The organism is Cronobacter sp. 153480017-3, from assembly GCF_053627815.1.
This window is the reverse complement of the sequence record NZ_JBSEYN010000002.1, coordinates 132,420-151,852: the sequence shown is the minus strand read 5'-3', so window position 1 is coordinate 151,852 and position 19,433 is coordinate 132,420. Positions and strand designations below refer to the sequence as shown.

Annotated in this window: 12 protein-coding genes and 7 tRNA genes; 13 read left to right on the top strand and 6 right to left on the bottom strand. The window is 55.4% G+C overall.

The window, feature by feature from the left end; all coding sequences use genetic code 11:
• Positions 1-47: 47 nt before the first annotated feature.
• From ACUW6V_RS05185 to nagE, 5 genes are all read right to left on the bottom strand, one after another.
• Entirely contained in the window at positions 48-2,699 is a 2,652-nt protein-coding gene (locus ACUW6V_RS05185; RefSeq protein ID WP_454038089.1) for a beta-N-acetylhexosaminidase, read from the bottom strand.
• 56 nt (positions 2,700-2,755) lie between these two features.
• Positions 2,756-4,150, bottom strand: a complete 1,395-nt coding sequence (gene chiP, locus ACUW6V_RS05180) for a chitoporin ChiP (protein ID WP_007900502.1) — start codon at positions 4,148-4,150, stop codon at positions 2,756-2,758.
• Between the two features lie 442 nt (positions 4,151-4,592).
• The gene (gene glnS / locus ACUW6V_RS05175) at positions 4,593-6,260 is read right to left on the bottom strand and encodes a glutamine--tRNA ligase (RefSeq protein WP_105578543.1); all 1,668 of its coding nucleotides are present in this window, start codon (positions 6,258-6,260) and stop codon (positions 4,593-4,595) included.
• A 106-nt stretch (positions 6,261-6,366) separates the two neighbouring features.
• Complete coding sequence (locus ACUW6V_RS05170; RefSeq protein WP_012125360.1) at positions 6,367-6,783, bottom strand: lipoprotein; 417 nt, start codon at positions 6,781-6,783, stop codon at positions 6,367-6,369.
• A 129-nt stretch (positions 6,784-6,912) separates the two neighbouring features.
• Positions 6,913-8,937 carry an N-acetylglucosamine-specific PTS transporter subunit IIBC gene (nagE, locus tag ACUW6V_RS05165; RefSeq protein ID WP_171964068.1) on the bottom strand — a complete coding sequence of 675 codons (2,025 nt, stop codon included), beginning with the start codon at positions 8,935-8,937 and terminating at the stop codon, positions 6,913-6,915.
• Between the two features lie 317 nt (positions 8,938-9,254).
• Between nagE and nagB the strand changes: the two genes are divergently transcribed.
• The 12 genes from nagB to ACUW6V_RS05105 all read left to right on the top strand — a co-directional run bounded on the left by nagB (position 9,255) and on the right by ACUW6V_RS05105 (position 16,267).
• Complete coding sequence (gene nagB, locus ACUW6V_RS05160) at positions 9,255-10,055, top strand: glucosamine-6-phosphate deaminase (RefSeq protein ID WP_007670385.1); 801 nt, start codon at positions 9,255-9,257, stop codon at positions 10,053-10,055.
• A gap of 21 nt (positions 10,056-10,076) precedes the next feature.
• Positions 10,077-11,225 (top strand): N-acetylglucosamine-6-phosphate deacetylase, encoded by a 1,149-nt coding sequence (nagA, locus tag ACUW6V_RS05155; protein ID WP_104671635.1) that lies wholly within the window; start codon positions 10,077-10,079, stop codon positions 11,223-11,225.
• An 8-nt stretch (positions 11,226-11,233) separates the two neighbouring features.
• Positions 11,234-12,454, top strand: a complete 1,221-nt coding sequence (gene nagC / locus ACUW6V_RS05150) for a DNA-binding transcriptional regulator NagC (RefSeq protein WP_097582132.1) — start codon at positions 11,234-11,236, stop codon at positions 12,452-12,454.
• 62 nt (positions 12,455-12,516) lie between these two features.
• The gene (locus ACUW6V_RS05145) at positions 12,517-13,269 is read left to right on the top strand and encodes an HAD-IIA family hydrolase (protein WP_004387185.1); all 753 of its coding nucleotides are present in this window, start codon (positions 12,517-12,519) and stop codon (positions 13,267-13,269) included.
• Between the two features lie 298 nt (positions 13,270-13,567).
• Positions 13,568-15,232, top strand: coding sequence for an asparagine synthase B (asnB, locus tag ACUW6V_RS05140; protein WP_080320547.1), 1,665 nt, complete (start codon positions 13,568-13,570; stop codon positions 15,230-15,232).
• A 247-nt stretch (positions 15,233-15,479) separates the two neighbouring features.
• A tRNA-Met gene (locus tag ACUW6V_RS05135) sits at positions 15,480-15,556 on the top strand.
• 8 nt (positions 15,557-15,564) lie between these two features.
• Positions 15,565-15,649: transfer RNA gene (locus ACUW6V_RS05130), tRNA-Leu, on the top strand.
• Positions 15,650-15,671: 22 nt separating this feature from the next.
• Positions 15,672-15,746 (top strand) — tRNA-Gln (locus ACUW6V_RS05125).
• A 36-nt stretch (positions 15,747-15,782) separates the two neighbouring features.
• A tRNA-Gln gene (locus ACUW6V_RS05120) sits at positions 15,783-15,857 on the top strand.
• Between the two features lie 30 nt (positions 15,858-15,887).
• Positions 15,888-15,964 (top strand) — tRNA-Met (locus ACUW6V_RS05115).
• Between the two features lie 62 nt (positions 15,965-16,026).
• Positions 16,027-16,101 (top strand) — tRNA-Gln (locus tag ACUW6V_RS05110).
• 91 nt (positions 16,102-16,192) lie between these two features.
• A tRNA-Gln gene (locus ACUW6V_RS05105) sits at positions 16,193-16,267 on the top strand.
• 224 nt (positions 16,268-16,491) lie between these two features.
• Here the strand turns inward: ACUW6V_RS05105 and ubiF are convergent.
• The gene (gene ubiF, locus ACUW6V_RS05100; RefSeq protein WP_454038088.1) at positions 16,492-17,667 is read right to left on the bottom strand and encodes a 3-demethoxyubiquinol 3-hydroxylase; all 1,176 of its coding nucleotides are present in this window, start codon (positions 17,665-17,667) and stop codon (positions 16,492-16,494) included.
• 145 nt (positions 17,668-17,812) lie between these two features.
• Between ubiF and miaB the strand changes: the two genes are divergently transcribed.
• Positions 17,813-19,237, top strand: a complete 1,425-nt coding sequence (gene miaB, locus ACUW6V_RS05095) for a tRNA (N6-isopentenyl adenosine(37)-C2)-methylthiotransferase MiaB (protein ID WP_004387188.1) — start codon at positions 17,813-17,815, stop codon at positions 19,235-19,237.
• The last annotated feature ends 196 nt before the right edge of the window (positions 19,238-19,433 follow it).

The window sequence follows — 19,433 nt, the reverse complement described above, 5'->3', positions numbered from 1 at the left end:
GCGCCCGCTCATAAGAAAGCCAGCCCGGAGGCTGGCTTTTTATTGCGTTAGGGCTGTACGTTATCCACGCGGCTGTAACGTTTACCGTCGCTGCTCACGCTTCGTACCTGTACGGCACCCGTCACGCGTGGCGGCTTCGCATCATCGTAGCGCTGCCAGTGCGCGCCGCCATCAGTCGAGTATTCCATGCCGACACCTGGCAGACTGACGTTCATCTGCAACACGCCGTCGTGAATGCGCGCGCCCGGCACCGGCAGGCGGAATTGCACGCCCGCTTTTTCAAGCTTCGGCAGCTCACGGCTGCCCGCCAGGTTCGCAAAGCGCGTCCAGTCATCATGCAGCGCTTTTACATCCACCTGATGGGTTTCGCCGCCTTTATATTCGCGACCAGCCTGATAATCCTGCTCCCAGGCCGCGCGATGCCAGGCGCGTTCAGCTACAGCCAACAGACGCGGGTACATCATGTACTCCATTTGCTTATCGGTACGCACCACTTCGCTCCAGAGCTGCGCCGAGAGACCATACGCGCCTGGCCAGGGTTTGTCCGACTTAGCGCTGAACGCGTTGCCATCGCGATCGACCGATGTCTCGGCGTTTTGCGGGAGGTTATCCGGCGCGAAGCTGAAAATCTTACGTTCGTCGCTAAAGCGAGTGCCCCAGTAGTAGCCGCTCTCCGCCGGATTCACTTCGTTCGGGAAATCGAGGTAGACGTAATCGGGGTTAGAAACCACCACGCGGAAACCTTTATTCGCCCAGTCGTTCGCTGTATCAAAGCCTCCCCAGTAGAGCGTATCCCAGAAGTTGACGTTGACGTGCGAGGTGGCGAAAGCGCTCGCGTCTTTCGCGTCCTTAAGCCCGTCCTGCCACGCCTGCATGGTGTCGATGCCATGCGCTTTGACCAGTTTGCTCACTTCCACGCCAAAATAGCTGGAGAGGTGCTCGACATCAGCGACGACACCGTCCTGCACCATTTTCTGACACACCGGCGAGCGCGCCCAGGGCTTATCCTGACGGCTCTGATCGATAATCCCCTTCCCGGCTTCCGGTTTCGCTTTATCGGTATAACCCGCGCCGAGGTAGATATTTTTTGCCTCATCGCCGCCAAAATGCCAGGTGGTGAGCGGCTGTCCGGCCTCTTTGTGCATCTGCTGGATCTCGCCAATCACTTTATCGACAAAGCGGCGCGAGGAGTCGAGGCACGGATTGAGATAGCCGGTGCGGTTGTAGTACTGCACGCCAGTGGTAATGGACGTATCTTTCGGGTCGAGCAGGCGATACTGGTTCGCCTCTTCGGTTTTACCCGCTTTCTGCAGCCTGTCGTAGCGCGCTTCCATCGCAATCACCGCCGCGCGGGCATGTGCGGGCATGTCGACTTCCGGGATCACTTCTATCTGGCGGGCGGCGGCATATTTCACAATCTCGATATAATCCGCGCGGGTGAAGTAGCCGCTGCCGTTGTTGTTCGTATCTGGCCCGGAGCCGAGCTGCGGCAGCAGGCAGGTTTTTTCGCTGAGATCGTGACAGCGCTTCGCCCCTACATCGGTCAGTTCCGGCAAGCCCGGTATTTCAATACGCCAGCCTTCGTCATCGCTCAAATGAAAGTGGAATTTATTGAGCTTATAGGCCGCCATCTGGTCAAGCAGGCGCAGCACAACGGCTTTAGTGTGGAAGTTGCGTCCCACATCAAGTTGAATGCCGCGATAATCAAAACGCGGCGCGTCCTGCGCATCGAGCGTGGCGATTTGCTTCGCGCCCTCAGCCGGGATCAGCGACAGCAGCGATTGCAGCCCGTAAAAGACGCCCGCGCGGTCATAACCGGTAATCGTCGTCTCTTTTTGGCCAATATGCAGTTGATATGCGCCGGATACCGCCTCTTTACCACTAAAGGCGTGGCTGGCAATGGCTGTGCGTACCGGGTAGCCTGCATCAGTTTTTATACCGAGCAGCGCGAAACGGGCGAAAATCGCCTCCTGTGCGGGTTTCTCCAGCGCGGCAATATCGAGCTGAACGCCTTTTTCGAGAGAAACATTTTGCCCGTGTACTTTGACGTGCCGCGGCGTGGGCACGATCTGCCCGCGCAGGCGCTCTGCGTTCAGCGTTTTGACATCGCTGTTTTTATCAAACCGCGCTTCGGCGGTCATCAGGATATTTTTATCATCCGGCGTGCGCTTCCACTGATCGTTCAGCGGGCTGACAAAATCCGTCAGCGTTTCGGTATCGGTACTGGTGATTACCTTCGGCGCGCCGTCATCCGCCGTGACATACCAGCGCGGTAGTACATCGGTGATAAAGAGTTGCCAGTATTCATTGATAATCGGGATCTCCACCGACGATTTCGCCGGGAAGCCGGTGAATTTGTCCGTCGGCTCAAGCTTGTGGAGATCGCCCATCACGTGGGTCACTTTAAACTGATCGTTATCGATTTTCAGGATCTGGCGAATGCTGTGAAACCAGATAGTCCAGTTTTTGTCGGTCACCGCGTCGCCCGGGTTGGTCAGCGTGATGACGGCTTTATTACATGACGCCCAGTCAGCGCCAAGCGCGGCGCAGTCTGTACCGTGCTGCGCGGCCTGGTTGTCAGTAATGGTGTAATTAATCCCAAACTGGCTGATGCTATCTGTCGTTGACGCCTGTGCGCCGGCACCGGTGAAAAGCCCCATCACCGCTCCCGCTAACATACTGACCTGTAACTTTTTCATCGACTTCTCCTTTTCACTGCCCTTGATGAAAGGCGCATCTGCGCGCCCCTGCGCAATCAGAAAATCGTGAACGGCGCCGTGACGATAAATTTCACGTCGCGTTCGTCCTGGAAGATGTTGCCGTAACCGCCGCCGTAGCTCGGGATGTCGGAATGGTTGTCGTATTGGGTGAAATGCAGCTTAAACATCGTGCCTTTGGCACGGCCGTCCTGCAGGGTGTAAACCGCATCGAGGCTGTAAGCGGATTCTTTGAGGCGGTAGTTGGGATCGTAATAGCCGTCAGTGGTCGGCAGCGTGGAGGGTTTCGCATCCCAGGCATAAACGTATGACGCGCCCAGCGCAAACCCGGGCAGGTTCCAGTTTTTCAGGTCATACATCGCGCCGAAGAACACAGCTTTTTCGCCATCGGCGTTAAAATCAGAGCGGTTATCCCACCAGATATCCAGCCGTCCGTTGGAAGACGCATAAGTGGGCGTCATGCGCTGCAGAAAATAGCCCTGCTGCCCTTCAGCGCTCACCCAGGTGCCTTCCAGACGCAGATCGACCTGGCCAATTTTATAGCCAAATGTCAGCGCCTGGAGCCACGCGGTGCCGTCATAAATATCATTGACGCTGCCGTTACTGGCTTTGTCACGCGCGCCATAGAACTGATAACTGGTTGAAAGAGGATTGCCCGCAAGCGGGAAGTTGTAGCTCGCTTTGGCAAAGTATTGATCGATGTACCCTTCCGCCTGGCCAAAAGCCGCTTCGAGCACCAGCGAATTTTTAAAATCGTATTTCGCGCCGATCGAGTGGAGATAATCGACCCGCGTGGTTCTGTCGTTCTGGTAGAACTTGTCCATCTCCAGATGCCACGGCGATTTATATTCGTTGGTCCACATGTACGAGAAGCTCAGCGCGCCCGCCTCGCCGTAGTCAAAATTCGCGCCCGCTTCAGCCCCTTGATACGTACCGGGCATAAAGCTCCAGTGCGGCGCCAGCAGCGTCTGACCGGTGGGCTGCAACCAGCCAGCCCTCGCCCAGAGCGGGCCATATTTAAATTTACCGGCAGCTTTATAAAGGCTGATGCCGCTTTTATCGCCGGACCAGTCTTCGTCGTAGGCTTTGTTACTTGCGGAGAACGCGATTTCATTCGGGTGACCGCTGTCGCCGTTTTCCGCCATTTCGATGGCCGTGAATGCGGCGATGTCGAGCCCGAACATATCGGCGGCAAATCCTGACTGGAAATCCAGGTTCGCGTTCCAGGTGGAGTGTGAGAGGTTGGTTTTATATTTGTCTTCCACGACATCTTTACGGTCGCGCTCGCGCTGCCAGTAATAGATGCCGCCGGTTAATGTAGAGTCATCAATAAAGCCTGCGGCGTGAACGGGCGGGCTACACAGGCCACCCAGTGCGGTAACGCTGGCGACAGCCAGCGCGACGCCACTACGTTTGTATCTCAACGAACGCATGTGAAATTCCTCTTTGACGTAAAAAAATTCGCAGCGCATATGGCGCATAAAACGAATGAAATAAAAAAATAAAAGTGCTGAAGGAGAACCCCCGAAACAGCCCCTCAAGACTATTTTTCGCGACGCGAATTATCAATCTAAATCCCCTGAATTTTCGTGGCTTTATGACACAGTGCACAAAATAATTTTCATTTTGAAACATTTTCAGAAGACAGATTTTAATGCGGATAAAAGAAGAGGAATTAGTTAAAGCTATAAAATGAAAGCGATTTCATGCGTATCAGCAGATTAAAATAGCAACATGAGGTTTTATGACGGGTTTGCGTTTAACGGGGAACATGTAGATTAATTCGCGTCGCGAATATTTAAATCCTGTTAACGCATTGAATAGAAAGGCAAAAAAAACGCCGCGCAGAGGCGGCGTCTTGTAACAGGCAAGGTATTACTCGCCGATTTTAGCCCAGGTATCGCGCAGGCCAACGGTGCGGTTGAACACCAGTTTGTCACCGTTTGCATGGCGGCTGTCGAGGCAGAAATAACCTTCACGCTCAAACTGCCAGGCTTTACCCGCTTCAGCATTTTTCAGGCCCGGCTCAGCGTAACCCTGCTTGATGACCAGCGAGTCTTTGTTGATGGTCGTGAGGAAATCTTCCGCCGCACCCGGGTTTGGCACGCTGAACAGACGGTCATAGAGACGAATTTCAACCGGCAGCGCATGCGCCGCGCTGACCCAGTGGATCACGCCTTTAACCTTGCGGCCGTCAGCCGGATCTTTGCTCAGCGTTTCGGCATCGTAGGTGCAGTAAATGGTAGTGATTTCACCCGCGTCGTCTTTCTCCACGCGCTCGGCTTTAATCACATACGCGTTGCGCAGACGCACTTCTTTACCGAGCACCAGACGCTTGTACTGCTTGTTGGCTTCTTCACGGAAATCCGCGCGATCGATCCAGATTTCGCCGCTAAACGGTACGTCGCGGTTGCCCATTTCCGGTTTGTTCGGATGGTTAGGCATCGACACCATTTCGCTGTGGCCCTGCGGGTAGTTTTCGATAACCAGTTTCACCGGATCGATAACCGCCATCGCGCGCGGCGCGTTCTCGTTGAGATCTTCGCGAATGCAGGCTTCCAGCGCCGCCATTTCCACGGTGTTATCCTGCTTGGTCACACCGATACGCTTGCAGAATTCACGGATGGACGCGGCGGTATAACCGCGGCGGCGCAGGCCGGAAATCGTCGGCATACGCGGGTCGTCCCAGCCTTCGACGTGCTTATCGGTGACCAGCAGATTCAGCTTACGCTTGGACATCACCGTATATTCCAGATTCAGGCGCGAGAATTCATACTGGCGCGGGTGAACCGGAATGGTGATGTTATCCAGTACCCAGTCATACAGACGGCGGTTGTCCTGGAACTCCAGCGTACAGAGCGAATGGGTGATGCCTTCCAGCGCATCGGAGATGCAGTGGGTAAAGTCGTACATCGGGTAGATGCACCACTTGTTGCCGGTCTGGTGATGCTCGGCGAACTTAATGCGGTACAGCACCGGGTCACGCATCACGATAAACGGCGAGGCCATATCGATTTTCGCGCGCAGGCACGCTTTGCCTTCTTCAAACCCACCGGCACGCATTTTCTCGAACAGCGCCAGGTTTTCTTCCACGCTTCGATCGCGGAACGGGCTGTTTTTGCCAGGCGCGGTCAGCGTGCCGCGGTATTCGCGGATCTGCTCCGGCGACAGTTCGTCAACGTAGGCCAGGCCTTGGTTGATAAGCTCAACTGCATAGTTATAAAGCTGATCGAAATAGTCAGAGGAGTAGCGCACGTCGCCAGACCAGTGGAAACCCAGCCATTGCACGTCATTTTTAATCGACTCGACAAATTCCAGATCTTCTTTGACCGGGTTGGTGTCGTCAAAGCGGAGGTTGCACTGGCCGTGGTAGTCCTGCGCGATGCCGAAGTTCAGGCAGATAGATTTCGCGTGGCCAATGTGCAGATAGCCATTCGGCTCCGGCGGAAAGCGGGTGCAAATCGTGGTGTGTTTTCCAGACGCCAGATCTTCATCGATAATCTGGCGAATAAAGTTAGTCGGGCGGGCTTCTGCCTCACTCATCGCATATTCCTCAAAGCGTCAACATCGTTTAACGGCGTATGATCTTATAAGCAGAGGCGGGAAACAACCTTTAGTTACAGAAAATCCCGCCGCGCAGCACCGCATGTTACTGGCGGGCTTCAGCATACTGCGCCAGCCGACAACGCTCGGGCGTTCTGGCTTTGAGTAATTTGACTTGTGGCCTTAAGGACTCGACATCCCCTTCACGCGGCAGGTAGCCTGGCGCCTCAACGCACCAGCTCCAGGAATAGATCATCGTGCCGTGAAGAAAGAAGATCATGTTTTCCCACTCCGAAACGCGCGAGACGGAAACATGGCCGTTATTATCTGCGGTGAATTTCTCCGGCGGCGGGTAATAGCCCGGCGGCATGCGGTGCGTTTGCAGCCAGAACGTGGCATGAGGAATGGGCTCGCCCTGCTCGTTCTGTATATCGACGTCAAGCGCGGGCCGGTGGGTCGCGTAGCGCGGGATGCAGCCACTTAACAGCACGGCGGCGAAAAGGACAAAAATAACCTGACGCATGTGATTCTCCTTAATCTCAGTGACCGCTACCCTACATGGCGTTACGCGGTGCGCGCCAGCCCCAAAAAAAGGCAAAAAAAAACGGCGGGGGTGTTTCCCCGCCGTTCAGGCATAACGACTCAGAAGCGATTACTTGCCTTTAATTTCATACAGCGCGCTCTGGCCTGCGACCACCGCGCCCTGCGCCTGAATAACCAGACCGCCGAAATCGTCGATGTTGCTGCACACCACCGGGCTGACCATTGAGCGCGCATTGGCGTTCAGATAATCCAGATCAAGCTCCAGCACCGGCTGGCCCGCCGTCACCTGCGCGCCCTCTTCCACCAGGCGTTTAAAGCCCTGGCCGTTCAGCGCGACGGTATCAATCCCCATATGCACCACGATCTCTGCGCCGTTCTCGGTTTCCAGGCAGAAGGCATGGTTAGTGTTGAAGATTTTCACGATAGTCCCGGCCGCTGGTGCCACCACCAGCTTATCGGTGGGCTTGATGGCGACGCCATCACCGACCGCTTTGCTGGCGAAGGCTTCATCCGGCACCGCATCGAGCGCGACCACTTCGCCCGTCACCGGCGATACCAGCGCGGCGATGGTTTTTACGTTAGCGACCGCCTGCGGCTTCACGGCCGGTGCGACAGGCGCTGCGGTCTGCGCTTTTGGCGCAGAGGCATCGACATGACCGGTGGTTTTCATCGCGTTAGCGATTTTTTCTGCCACGAAGCCGACGATGATTTGCACGCTGGTTTTGTTAAGGCGAATCACGCCCGTCGCGCCAAGGCGCTTAGCCATCGCTTCATCCACCAGCGCGGAATCTTTCACATTCAGACGCAGACGCGTGATGCAGGCATCGATACCCGTCAGGTTATCGGAGCCGCCCACCGCCGCGATGTACTGACGCGCAAGGCCTGCTGCGTCGAGATCTTTCTCATCGCTGACGTTAACGTCCACACCGTCTGCTTCGCTGCCCGCAACGGCCAGCTCACGGCCAGGCGTCATCAGGTTGAATTTAGTGATAGTAAAGCGGAACACCACGTAATAGATGACGAAGAAGACCAGCCCCTGAGGAATCAGCATGTACCAGTGCGTCGCCAGCGGGTTACGGGACGACAGCACCATATCCACCAGCCCCGCGCTGAAGCCGAAACCGGCAATCCAGTGCATCGTCGCCGCGATAAATACGGAGATACCCGTCAATACCGCGTGAATGACATACAGCACCGGCGCCACGAACATAAAGGAGAATTCCAGCGGCTCGGTAATGCCGGTAAAGAATGCGGCGAAAGCGCCCGCCATCATAATCCCCAGCACTTTGGCTTTATTTTCAGGACGCGCGCAGTGGTAAATCGCCAGCGCCGCGCCCGGCAGGCCGAACATCATAATCGGGAAGAAGCCCGCCTGATAACGGCCAGTGATACCGACCACGGCTTTACCGGATTCGATAGACTGCGCGCCGCCCAGGAAATTCGGGATATCGTTAATGCCTGCCACATCGAACCAGAACACGGAGTTCAGGGCGTGATGCAGGCCCACCGGGATCAGCAGACGGTTAAAGAATGCGTAAACGCCCGCGCCGACTGAACCGAGCTTCTGGATCTGCTCGCCAAAGTCAACGAGACCGCCAAACACCACCGGCCAGATGTACATCATGATGAATGCCACAACAATCATCACGAAAGACGTCAGAATCGGGACCAGACGGCGGCCGCTGAAGAAGGACAGCGCTTTCGGCAGCTCAACGGCGCTAAAGCGGTTGTACAGTTCGGCGGCAATAATCCCCACCATAATGCCCACGAACTGGTTTTTGATTTTACCGAAGGCGGCAGGCACCTGATCGGCCGGGATCTTCATAATCATGGCGACAGCCGCTGGCGAGCAGAGCGTCGTCAGCACCAGGAACCCGACAAACCCCGCCAGCGCCGCAGCGCCGTCTTTATCTTTTGACATACCGTATGCGACGCCGACCGCAAACAGCACGCCCATGTTGTCGATGATTGCGGAACCGGACTGAATGAAGAAAGCCGCAAGCGCATTGCTGCCGCCCCAGCCGGTCGGGTCAAGCCAGTAACCGACCCCCATCAGAATGGCTGCCGCAGGCAGCGTAGCCACAGGCACCATCAGCGCCCGGCCTACTCGTTGTAAATAACCTAAAATACTCACTTTTTCCCCCTATGAGACCCCGATGAGGCTCCAGCTAAGCAGTGTTTTTATTGTGCTACTAACTCTGAAACGCGGCGACACTTTGCATCAACCCAGAGTGTCTGCAAAATTAATTCGCCTCGCAAATTAAACGCGTCTTTTCTGTGATTTTTATCACCAAATATTGTTATTGCGCTTCCTTTCCTATGGCCTGAGTCGAAAACTTATTTTATCATTCAAAAAATCGAGACGGATTTCTCCCGCTTTCAGCGAACGGGTATACCCTTACACTGTGCGTCGTTTAATCCGCTCCTGTTTTCTAACTTCCGAGGTGAACAATGAGACTGATTCCGCTGGCTACGCCGCAGCAGGTAGGCAAATGGGCTGCCCGCCATATTGTTAAGCGCATTAACGATTTCAACCCCACCGCTGACCGCCCTTTCGTTCTTGGTCTGCCGACTGGCGGCACGCCGCTTGAAGCGTACAAGGCGTTGATTGAGATGCATAAAGCAGGCCAGGTCAGTTTCAAACATGTTGTGACCTTTAACATGGATGAATATGTTGGCCTGCCAAAAGATCATCCGGAAAGCTATCACAGCTTCATGTACCGCAATTTCTTCGACCACGTTGATATTCCCGAAGAAAATATCAACCTGCTGGATGGCAACGCGCCGGATATTGACGCAGAATGCCGCCGCTATGAAGAAAAAATTCGCGCTTACGGCAAAATTCATCTCTTTATGGGCGGCGTCGGTAACGATGGTCATATCGCCTTTAACGAGCCCGCGTCTTCTCTGGCTTCCCGCACGCGTATCAAAACCCTGACGCACGACACCCGTGTGGCGAATTCGCGTTTCTTTGGCGGCGATGTGAATCAGGTGCCAAAATACGCGCTCACTGTGGGCGTCGGCACACTGCTGGACGCGCAGGAAGTGATGATTCTGGTGCTGGGCCACGTTAAGGCGCAGGCGCTGCAGGCGGCGGTTGAAGGCAACGTCAACCATATGTGGACGATTAGCTGTCTGCAGCTGCACCCGAAAGCGGTTATCGTATGCGATGAGCCTTCCACAATGGAACTGAAAGTGAAGACGCTGAAGTACTTCACCGAGCTCGAAGCTGAAAATATCAAAGATCTTTAAGGACTGGTTACCGGGGGCATTATGTACGCATTAACCCACGGCCGGATTTACACCGGCCACGACATTCTGGATGACCACGCGATTATCATCGCCGATGGCCTGATTGAGCGCCTCTGCCCGCTGGCTGAATTGCCGGCAGGTATCGAGCAGCGCGACATGGGCGGCGCCATTATCGCCCCCGGTTTTATCGACGTGCAGCTCAACGGCTGCGGCGGCGTGCAGTTTAACGACACCGCTGAAGCGGTATCGATTGAAACGCTGGAAATCATGCAAAAAGCCAACGAGAAATCGGGCTGCACCAGCTATCTGCCAACACTCATTACCTGTAGCGACGCGCTGATGAAACAGGGCGTGCGCGTGATGCGCGAATACCTGTCGCGTCACCAGAACCAGGCGCTGGGCCTGCATCTTGAAGGCCCGTGGCTGAATATCGTTAAAAAAGGCACGCATAACCCGGATTTCGTGCGCCAGCCGGACGCAGAGCTGGTCGATTTCCTGTGCGAAAACGCCGACGTCATTACTAAAATCACCCTCGCGCCGGAACGCGTCGCGCCGGACGTTATCGAAAAACTGACCGCTGCCGGCATTGTGGTTTCCGCCGGGCACTCCAACGCGACGCTTAAAGAAGCGAAAAAAGGCTTCCGCGCGGGTATTAGCTTCGCCACACATCTTTTCAACGCCATGCCTTATATTACTGGTCGCGAACCGGGGCTGACGGGCGCTATTTTTGACGAGCCGGATGTCTGGTGCGGCATTATCGCCGACGGCCTGCATGTCGATTTCGCCAACGTGCGTCTGGCGAAAAAAGTCAAAGGCGACAAGCTGTGTCTGGTGACGGACGCGACGGCGCCTGCAGGTGCCAATATTGATGAGTTCATTTTTGCTGGCAAAACAATATACTACCGCAACGGCCTGTGCGTGGATGAAAACGGCACCCTGAGCGGCTCGGCGCTGACCATGATCGAAGGCGTGCGTAACCTGGTGGAGCATGTCAATATCGCGCTGGACGAAGCGCTGCGTATGGCGACGCTTTATCCGGCTCGCGCCATGGGCGTAGCGCACCGGCTTGGCAGCATTGAAGCGGGCAAAGTAGCGAACCTTACTGCCTTTACCCGCGACTATAAAATCATCAAGACCATCGTTAATGGTAACGAGGTCGTTACTGAGTAAATAAAGGCATGACGACTGGCGGACAGGCTCAAATTGGCAACGTTGATCTCGTAAAACAGCTTAACAGCGCGGCGGTTTACCGTCTTATCGACCAGCAGGGGCCGATATCGCGCATTCAGATAGCCGAACAGAGCCAGCTTGCGCCCGCCAGCGTCACCAAAATTACCCGCCAGCTTATTGAGCGCGGTCTGATTAAAGAAGTCGATCAACAGGCCTCGACAGGAGGCCGCCGCGCAATCTCCATCGTTACCGAAACCCGGCATTTTCAGGCCGTTGGCGTGCGCCTTGGCCGCCATGACGCCACGCTGACGCTGTTCGATCTCAGCAGTAAAGTGCTGGCCGAAGAACATTTTCCGCTGCCCGAACGCACCCAGGAAACGCTGGAACATGCGCTGCTGAACATCATTGCGCAGTTTATCGACACCTGGCAGCGTAAAATCCGCGAGCTTATCGCCGTGTCGGTGATCCTGCCGGGTCTGGTCGATCCGGAAAGCGGCGTTATTCGCTATATGCCGCACATTAATGTGGAAAACTGGCCGCTGGTGGACGCGCTGCAAAAGCGCTTTAACGTCGCCTGTTTTGTCGGTCACGATATCCGCAGCCTGGCGCTGGCGGAGCACTATTTCGGTGCAACGCGCGACTGTGAAGATTCCATTCTGGTGCGCGTTCACCGCGGCACCGGCGCGGGCATTATCTCGAACGGCCGCATATTCATTGGCCGTAACGGCAACGTCGGCGAGATTGGCCATATTCAGGTCGATCCGCTTGGCGAGCGCTGTCACTGCGGCAATTTCGGGTGCCTTGAAACTGTCGCCGCTAACGCCGCGATTGAACAGCGCGTGCGCCAGCTGCTTGAACAGGGCTATCAGAGCCGCCTGACGCCCGATGAGTGCAATATCAAAGCGATTTGCAAAGCCGCGAACCGGGGCGATGCGCTGGCCTGCGAAGTTATCGAGCGCGTCGGTCGTCAGCTCGGTAAAACTATCGCTATCGCCATCAACCTGTTTAACCCACAAAAAGTGGTGATCGCCGGTGAAATCGTTGAAGCGCAGAAAGTGCTGCTGCCCGCTATCGAAAGCTGTATCAACACGCAATCGCTGAAAGCATTTCGTAAAAACCTGCCGGTCGTGCCTTCGCAACTCGATCACCGCTCGGCTATCGGCGCGTTTGCCCTGGTAAAACGCGCCATGCTTAACGGATTGTTATTACAGCGTTTGCTGGAAAGTTAACGAGTGACCGTAGCGATTTGCGCTATAGTTACGCCTTTCTGTTCCCTGAGCCAGAGTAGTCCATGACCATTCAGAACGTAATTTGCGATATCGATGGCGTGCTGATGCACGATAACGTTGCGGTGCCCGGCGCCAGCGAATTCCTGACCCGCATTCTTGAAAAAGGGTTTCCGCTGGTTCTGCTCACTAACTACCCGTCCCAGACCGGCCAGGATCTGGCTAACCGCTTTGCTTCCGCCGGGATCGACGTGCCGGACAGCGTGTTTTACACCTCTGCGATGGCGACCGCCGATTTCCTGCGTCGTCAGGAAGGAAAAAAAGCGTATGTTGTCGGCGAAGGGGCATTAATTCACGAGCTTTATAAAGCGGGCTTTACGATTACCGACATCAATCCCGACTTCGTTATCGTGGGCGAAACCCGCTCCTATAACTGGGAAATGATGCATAAAGCCGCCTTTTTCGTCGCCAATGGCGCGCGCTTTATCGCCACTAACCCGGACACCCACGGGCGCGGTTTTTATCCGGCCTGCGGCGCGCTGTGCGCGGGCATTGAGAAAATTTCCGGGCGTAAGCCGTTTTATGTCGGCAAGCCAAGCCCCTGGATAATCCGCGCAGCGCTCAACAAAATGCAGGCCCACTCCGAACATACCGTGATCGTGGGAGATAATCTGCGCACCGATATTCTGGCCGGTTTCCAGGCAGGCCTGGAGACGATTCTGGTGCTGTCGGGCGTATCGACGATAAATGACATCGACGCCATGCCGTTCCGGCCAAGCTGGATCTACCCCTCCGTCGCCGAAATCGACGTAATCTGAACCTGACGGCCATTAACGATGGCCGTTTTTTTTGCCCTTCAGACAAACCCCTCGTTTAACAAAAGTGCTCTTTTTTTGCCGATTCGCTAAAAACAGCCCTGCTTTACTGACCATTTTTAAATTATCGCTAACGCTCATTGAACTATTTATGGTCTGAACGCTAAAACGCTTGCACAACCTGCACGCTTTGCGGCATTTTCTTAAACAACGACAGAGGCGGAAGCGAAAAAATTGCATAAAACGCAACGCCTCGTAGACAGACAACACAATATTACCGCCAGGGTTAACGGAGTTCTCTATGTGTTCTATTTTTGGTGTGCTGGATATCAAAACCGACGCGGTCGAACTGCGTAAAAAAGCGCTTGAGCTGTCGCGCCTGATGCGCCACCGCGGCCCGGACTGGTCCGGCGTGTTCGCCAGCGACAAAGCCATTCTCGCGCATGAGCGTCTTTCTATCGTTGACGTCAACGCAGGCGCGCAGCCGCTCTACAACACTGAAAAAACGCACGTGCTGGCCGTTAACGGTGAAATCTACAACCACCAGGCGCTGCGCGCGGAATATGGCGATCGTTTCCAGTTCCAGACCGGCTCTGACTGCGAAGTCATCCTGGCGCTGTATAAAGAAAAAGGGCCGGAATTTCTGGACGAACTGCAGGGCATGTTCGCTTTTGTGCTCTATGACAGCGAAAAAGACGCATACCTGATTGGCCGTGACCATATTGGCATCATTCCGCTCTATATGGGTCACGATGAGCACGGCAACTTTTATGTCGCTTCAGAAATGAAATCGCTGGTGCCGGTATGTCGCACCATTAAAGAGTTCCCGGCGGGCAGCTATCTCTGGAGCCAGGACGGCGAAATTCGCCAGTACTATCAGCGCGACTGGTTTGAGTATGACGCGGTGAAAGCTAACGTGACGGACAAAGCTGAGCTGCGCCAGGCGCTGGAAGATGCGGTCAAAAGCCACCTGATGTCTGACGTGCCTTACGGCGTGCTGCTCTCTGGCGGTCTCGATTCTTCCATTATTTCCGCCATCACCAAGAAATTCGCGGCGCGCCGCGTGGAAGATCAGGAACGCTCCGAAGCCTGGTGGCCGCAGCTGCACTCGTTTGCCGTGGGCCTTGAAGGTTCGCCGGATCTGAAAGCCGCGCAGGAAGTCGCCAACCATCTCGGCACAGTACATCATGAAATTCACTTTACCGTGCAGGAAGGCCTGGATGCGATCCGCGATGTGATTTACCACATCGAAACCTATGACGTGACCACGATTCGCGCGTCAACGCCGATGTATTTGATGTCTCGTAAAATCAAAGCGATGGGCATTAAAATGGTGCTTTCCGGCGAAGGTTCAGACGAAGTGTTCGGCGGCTATCTCTACTTCCACAAAGCGCCGAACGCGAAAGAGCTGCACGAAGAGACCGTTCGCAAGCTGCAGGCGCTGCATATGTTTGACTGCGCGCGTGCCAACAAAGCGATGTCGGCCTGGGGCGTTGAGGCGCGTGTGCCGTTCCTCGATAAGAAATTCCTTGATGTGGCGATGCGCATTAACCCGCAGGATAAAATGTGCGGCAACGGCAAGATGGAGAAACATATCCTGCGTGAATGTTTCGAGTCTTATCTGCCGGCGAGCGTGGCGTGGCGTCAGAAAGAACAGTTCTCCGACGGCGTGGGCTACAGCTGGATTGATACGCTGAAAGAAGTGGCGGCAAAACAGGTTTCCGATCAGCAACTGGAAACTGCGCGCTTCCGCTTCCCGTACAACACACCAGCCTCAAAAGAAGCCTATCTCTACCGCGAAATCTTCGAAGAGCTGTTCCCGGTGCCGAGTGCGGCGGAGTGCGTGCCTGGCGGCCCGTCTGTCGCCTGCTCTTCTGCGAAAGCCATCGAATGGGACGAAGCGTTTAAAACCATGAACGATCCGTCAGGCCGCGCGGTAGGCGTACACCAGTCTGCTTACAAGTAAGCGCTGCCAAACGAATAACGGGCCTTCGGGCCCGTTTTTTATGGGTGTAAAGATGCGCGGCCAGGGACGCTGTTTCTATTGAATTAGTGGATAATTCGCCTGGAATCGCCGAATATTGCATCAAGCTGTTCGCAAGCTAGTCAAACAGTCACTTTACGTCGATTTTCGCCAAAAAAGGTGTTGACGCTTCCAGGCCCAATACGCATAATGCGCCCCGCAACGCCGATAAGGTAACGCGAAAAAAGATGGCTACGTAGCTCAGCTGGTTAGAGCACATCACTCATAATGATGGGGTCACAGGTTCGATTCCCGTCGTAGCCACCATCTTTTTTGCGGGAGTGGCGAAATTGGTAGACGCACCAGATTTAGGTTCTGGCGCCGCAAGGTGTGCGAGTTCAAGTCTCGCCTCCCGCACCACTTCGTAATTGCGTTGCACGGATGGGGTATCGCCAAGCGGTAAGGCACCGGTTTTTGATACCGGCATTCCCTGGTTCGAATCCAGGTACCCCAGCCATATTTCTTCGACTTTTGCGTTTTACGCAGCAGTCGTTGGGGTATCGCCAAGCGGTAAGGCACCGGTTTTTGATACCGGCATCCCCTGGTTCGAATCCAGGTACCCCAGCCAGTCGTTATGTCTGGTAAAGCAGTACACTTTGGCTACGTAGCTCAGCTGGTTAGAGCACAGCACTCATAATGCTGGGGTCACAGGTTCGATTCCCGTCGTAGCCACCATATTTACAGCGTCTTGCATTTTTTATGCGGGATAGCGCGAAGTAAAATTCGCAAGAGTTTCTTGGGGTGTCGCCAAGCGGTAAGGCAGCGGATTCTGATTCCGCCATTCCGGGGTTCGAATCCCTGCACCCCAGCCACTTTGAAGAAGCGGTTGGCAAGAAGCTAAACGCGCTGGTTAAAGGTTCTTTATTTCTTCCTTTAACTGACAATTCAGCACCAACATTTTGTTGGGGTGTCGCCAAGCGGTAAGGCAGCGGATTCTGATTCCGCCATTCCGGGGTTCGAATCCCTGCACCCCAGCCACTCTTTAAAAGCCTGCTCTCGCAGGCTTTTTTTCTTTTCGGCGTTTCCTCTTTCTGTCTATACGTGCAACAAAGTCACGTTGCCATTCAGACACGCAATCCCCATAAAAAAGCCTGCACAGGCAGGCTTCTTAAATAAGCAAATTTTCACTGTAAGGCGACAACGACGACAACGCCCCGGTTATCAACCCTTAATGCACCTTAAAGCATGTTGTAACTAAGGCGTCATAAACCGAGCGCATACCGCAGCGCCTGGCGTTTCAGCACGCCTGAGCGCTGGGCGGCGATAAGCCCAAGATTGCGCAGCACGCGCAGCGGTTTCAGTTTCGCAGTAAACCCGGCATGGAACAGATCCATACCGCTTTGCATCAGCAGGTTATCCGGCATACGACGACGCTGATAGCGCTTAAGCACCGCGCCGGAAGCCCAGTCTTCCGCCGCATTGCGGGCATCAATCACCACTTTCAGCAGCGCGTCCACATCGCGATAACCGAGATTCACCCCCTGCCCCGCCAGCGGATGAATGGTATGCGCGGCGTCGCCAATCAGCGCGACGCCCGGTAGCACATAACGCAGCGCATGGCGACGCACCAGCGGAAACGCGCCGCAGGCGACCGGCGTCACGCGACCAAGCCGGGCAGGAAATGCGGCGGCAATCTCTCGACCAAGCTGTGTCATGGTCATCGCCTGAAGCTGACGAACACGTGCCGGGCGGTCATACCAGACGAGCGACGCACGGTTATCAAACAGCGGTAAAAACGCATGCGGCCCACTCGGGGTAAAGTGCTGCCAGGTGCTGTCGCCGGGCGACTGCTCGCATTCCACGCTAATCAACAGGCATGACTGCTGATACTGCCAGGCGTTAACACCGATACCTGCCCATTTACGTACCTGCGAGCTGGCACCGTCCGCACCGATCACCAGGCGCGCCTGCAATGTGTCGCCATTAGTAAGCGAGAGCTGATACCCGTTTTGCACTGGCGTCATCTGCGTGAGCGTCGCCGGGCACAGCAGTTGCACCGCCGGATGCGCCTCCAGCGCCTCCCACAGCGCGCGTTGCAGCACGCTGTTTTCTACCATATAGCCCAGCTCCGGCAGTTGCAGTTCATCGGCGCTGAATTCAACCCGCGCCTCGTTCCACTCCCAGGTTTCGAGGCGGCGATAAGGATGCGCGCGCATCTCAAGCACGCGCTGCCAGACGCCCAGCCCGCGCAGCAGATCCACCGACGCGCAACTGATCGACGAGATCCGCACGTCCGGCGGGTTTTGCGGTGAAAACGGCGGCGGCGCGGCATGTTCCACGACGGCGACCTGAAAGCCATTTTGCGCAAGCCCAAGCGCGGCGGCGGCACCCACCATGCCCCCGCCGACAACGACGACTTCAATTGGTTGATTTGTCATGGTCATTTCATCCTTAAGCAATCTCCCTTCAGTTTACCGGATTTTTCGCCGTCTGCCGTCTTTGCCTCGCCACTGGTCACGAACCCGTCAAAGCATTACAATACGCGGCCAAAATGAGTGGCTTTAACTGAGCAATGGCAAGTCAATGACAAAAAAACTCCATATCAAAACCTGGGGCTGTCAGATGAATGAATACGATTCATCGAAGATGGCCGATCTGCTGGAAACCACGCACGGCTTTACGCTGACCGACGTGGCGGAAGAAGCAGATATTCTGCTGCTGAATACCTGCTCAATCCGTGAGAAGGCACAGGAGAAGGTTTTCCATCAGTTAGGTCGCTGGAAAACGTTAAAGGAAAAGAACCCGGATGTGATTATCGGCGTGGGCGGCTGTGTAGCGTCTCAGGAAGGTGACCATATTCGCGATCGCGCCCGCTACGTTGACATCATTTTCGGGCCTCAGACCCTGCACCGCCTGCCGGAAATGATCAACCAGGTGAAAGGCACGCGCAGCCCGGTTGTGGACATCAGCTTCCCGGAAATCGAAAAGTTCGATCGCCTGCCTGAGCCGCGCGCGGAAGGCCCGACGGCGTTCGTTTCCATCATGGAAGGCTGCAACAAATACTGCACCTACTGCGTGGTTCCGTATACCCGCGGTGAAGAAGTGAGCCGTCCGAGCGACGACATCGTGCTGGAAATCGCCCAGCTCGCCGCCCAGGGTGTGCGTGAAGTTAATCTGCTCGGCCAGAACGTAAACGCCTGGCGCGGCGAAAACTACGACGGCACTACCGGCACGTTTGCCGACTTGCTGCGTCTGGTCGCGGCGATTGACGGCATTGACCGCATCCGCTTCACCACCAGCCACCCGATTGAATTCACCGATGACATCATCGAAGTCTATCGCGACACGCCGGAGCTGGTGAGCTTCCTGCATCTGCCGGTACAGAGCGGCTCCGACCGCGTGCTGAACATGATGGGACGCACCCACACGGCGCTGGAATATAAAGCCATTATCCGCAAGCTGCGCGCCGCGCGTCCGGATATTCAGATTAGCTCCGACTTCATCGTCGGCTTCCCTGGCGAAACCCAGCAGGATTTCGAACAGACCATGAAGCTGATTGCCGAGGTGAATTTCGACATGAGCTACAGCTTTATTTTCTCCGCGCGTCCGGGTACGCCTGCCGCCGACATGGTGGATGACGTGCCGGAAGAGGAGAAAAAACAGCGTCTGTACATCCTTCAGGAGCGCATCAACCAGCAGGCGATGGCGTGGAGCCGCCGTATGCTCGGCACGACACAGCGCATTCTGGTGGAAGGCACGTCGCGTAAGAGCATCATGGAGCTTTCCGGGCGTACCGAAAACAACCGCGTGGTGAACTTCGAGGGCTCGCCGGATATGGTGGGTAAATTCGTCGATGTGGAAATCACGGAAGTGTTCCCGAATTCGCTGCGTGGCAAGGTTATCCGCACCGAAGACGAGATGGGCCTGCGCGTGGTGGAATCGCCGGAATCGATCATCGCCCGCACCCGCAAAGAAAACGAACTCGGCGTCGGGATTTTCCAGCCATAATCCGTTCTCTCACGTATGCCGCCCTGGCGCGGCATACGCTTATTTTTACACCATCCGTGCTTGTATTCTGAAGGCGTCACCCAAATATCCGGGTTGTCGCTTGCGCCTTTTTCCCTCGCCGTGAATAATTTCTCTCAGGCCCTGAGAAAATCAGCAGGCATTTTTACTCACCTTAACTGGCCCTGAGTGACCAAGA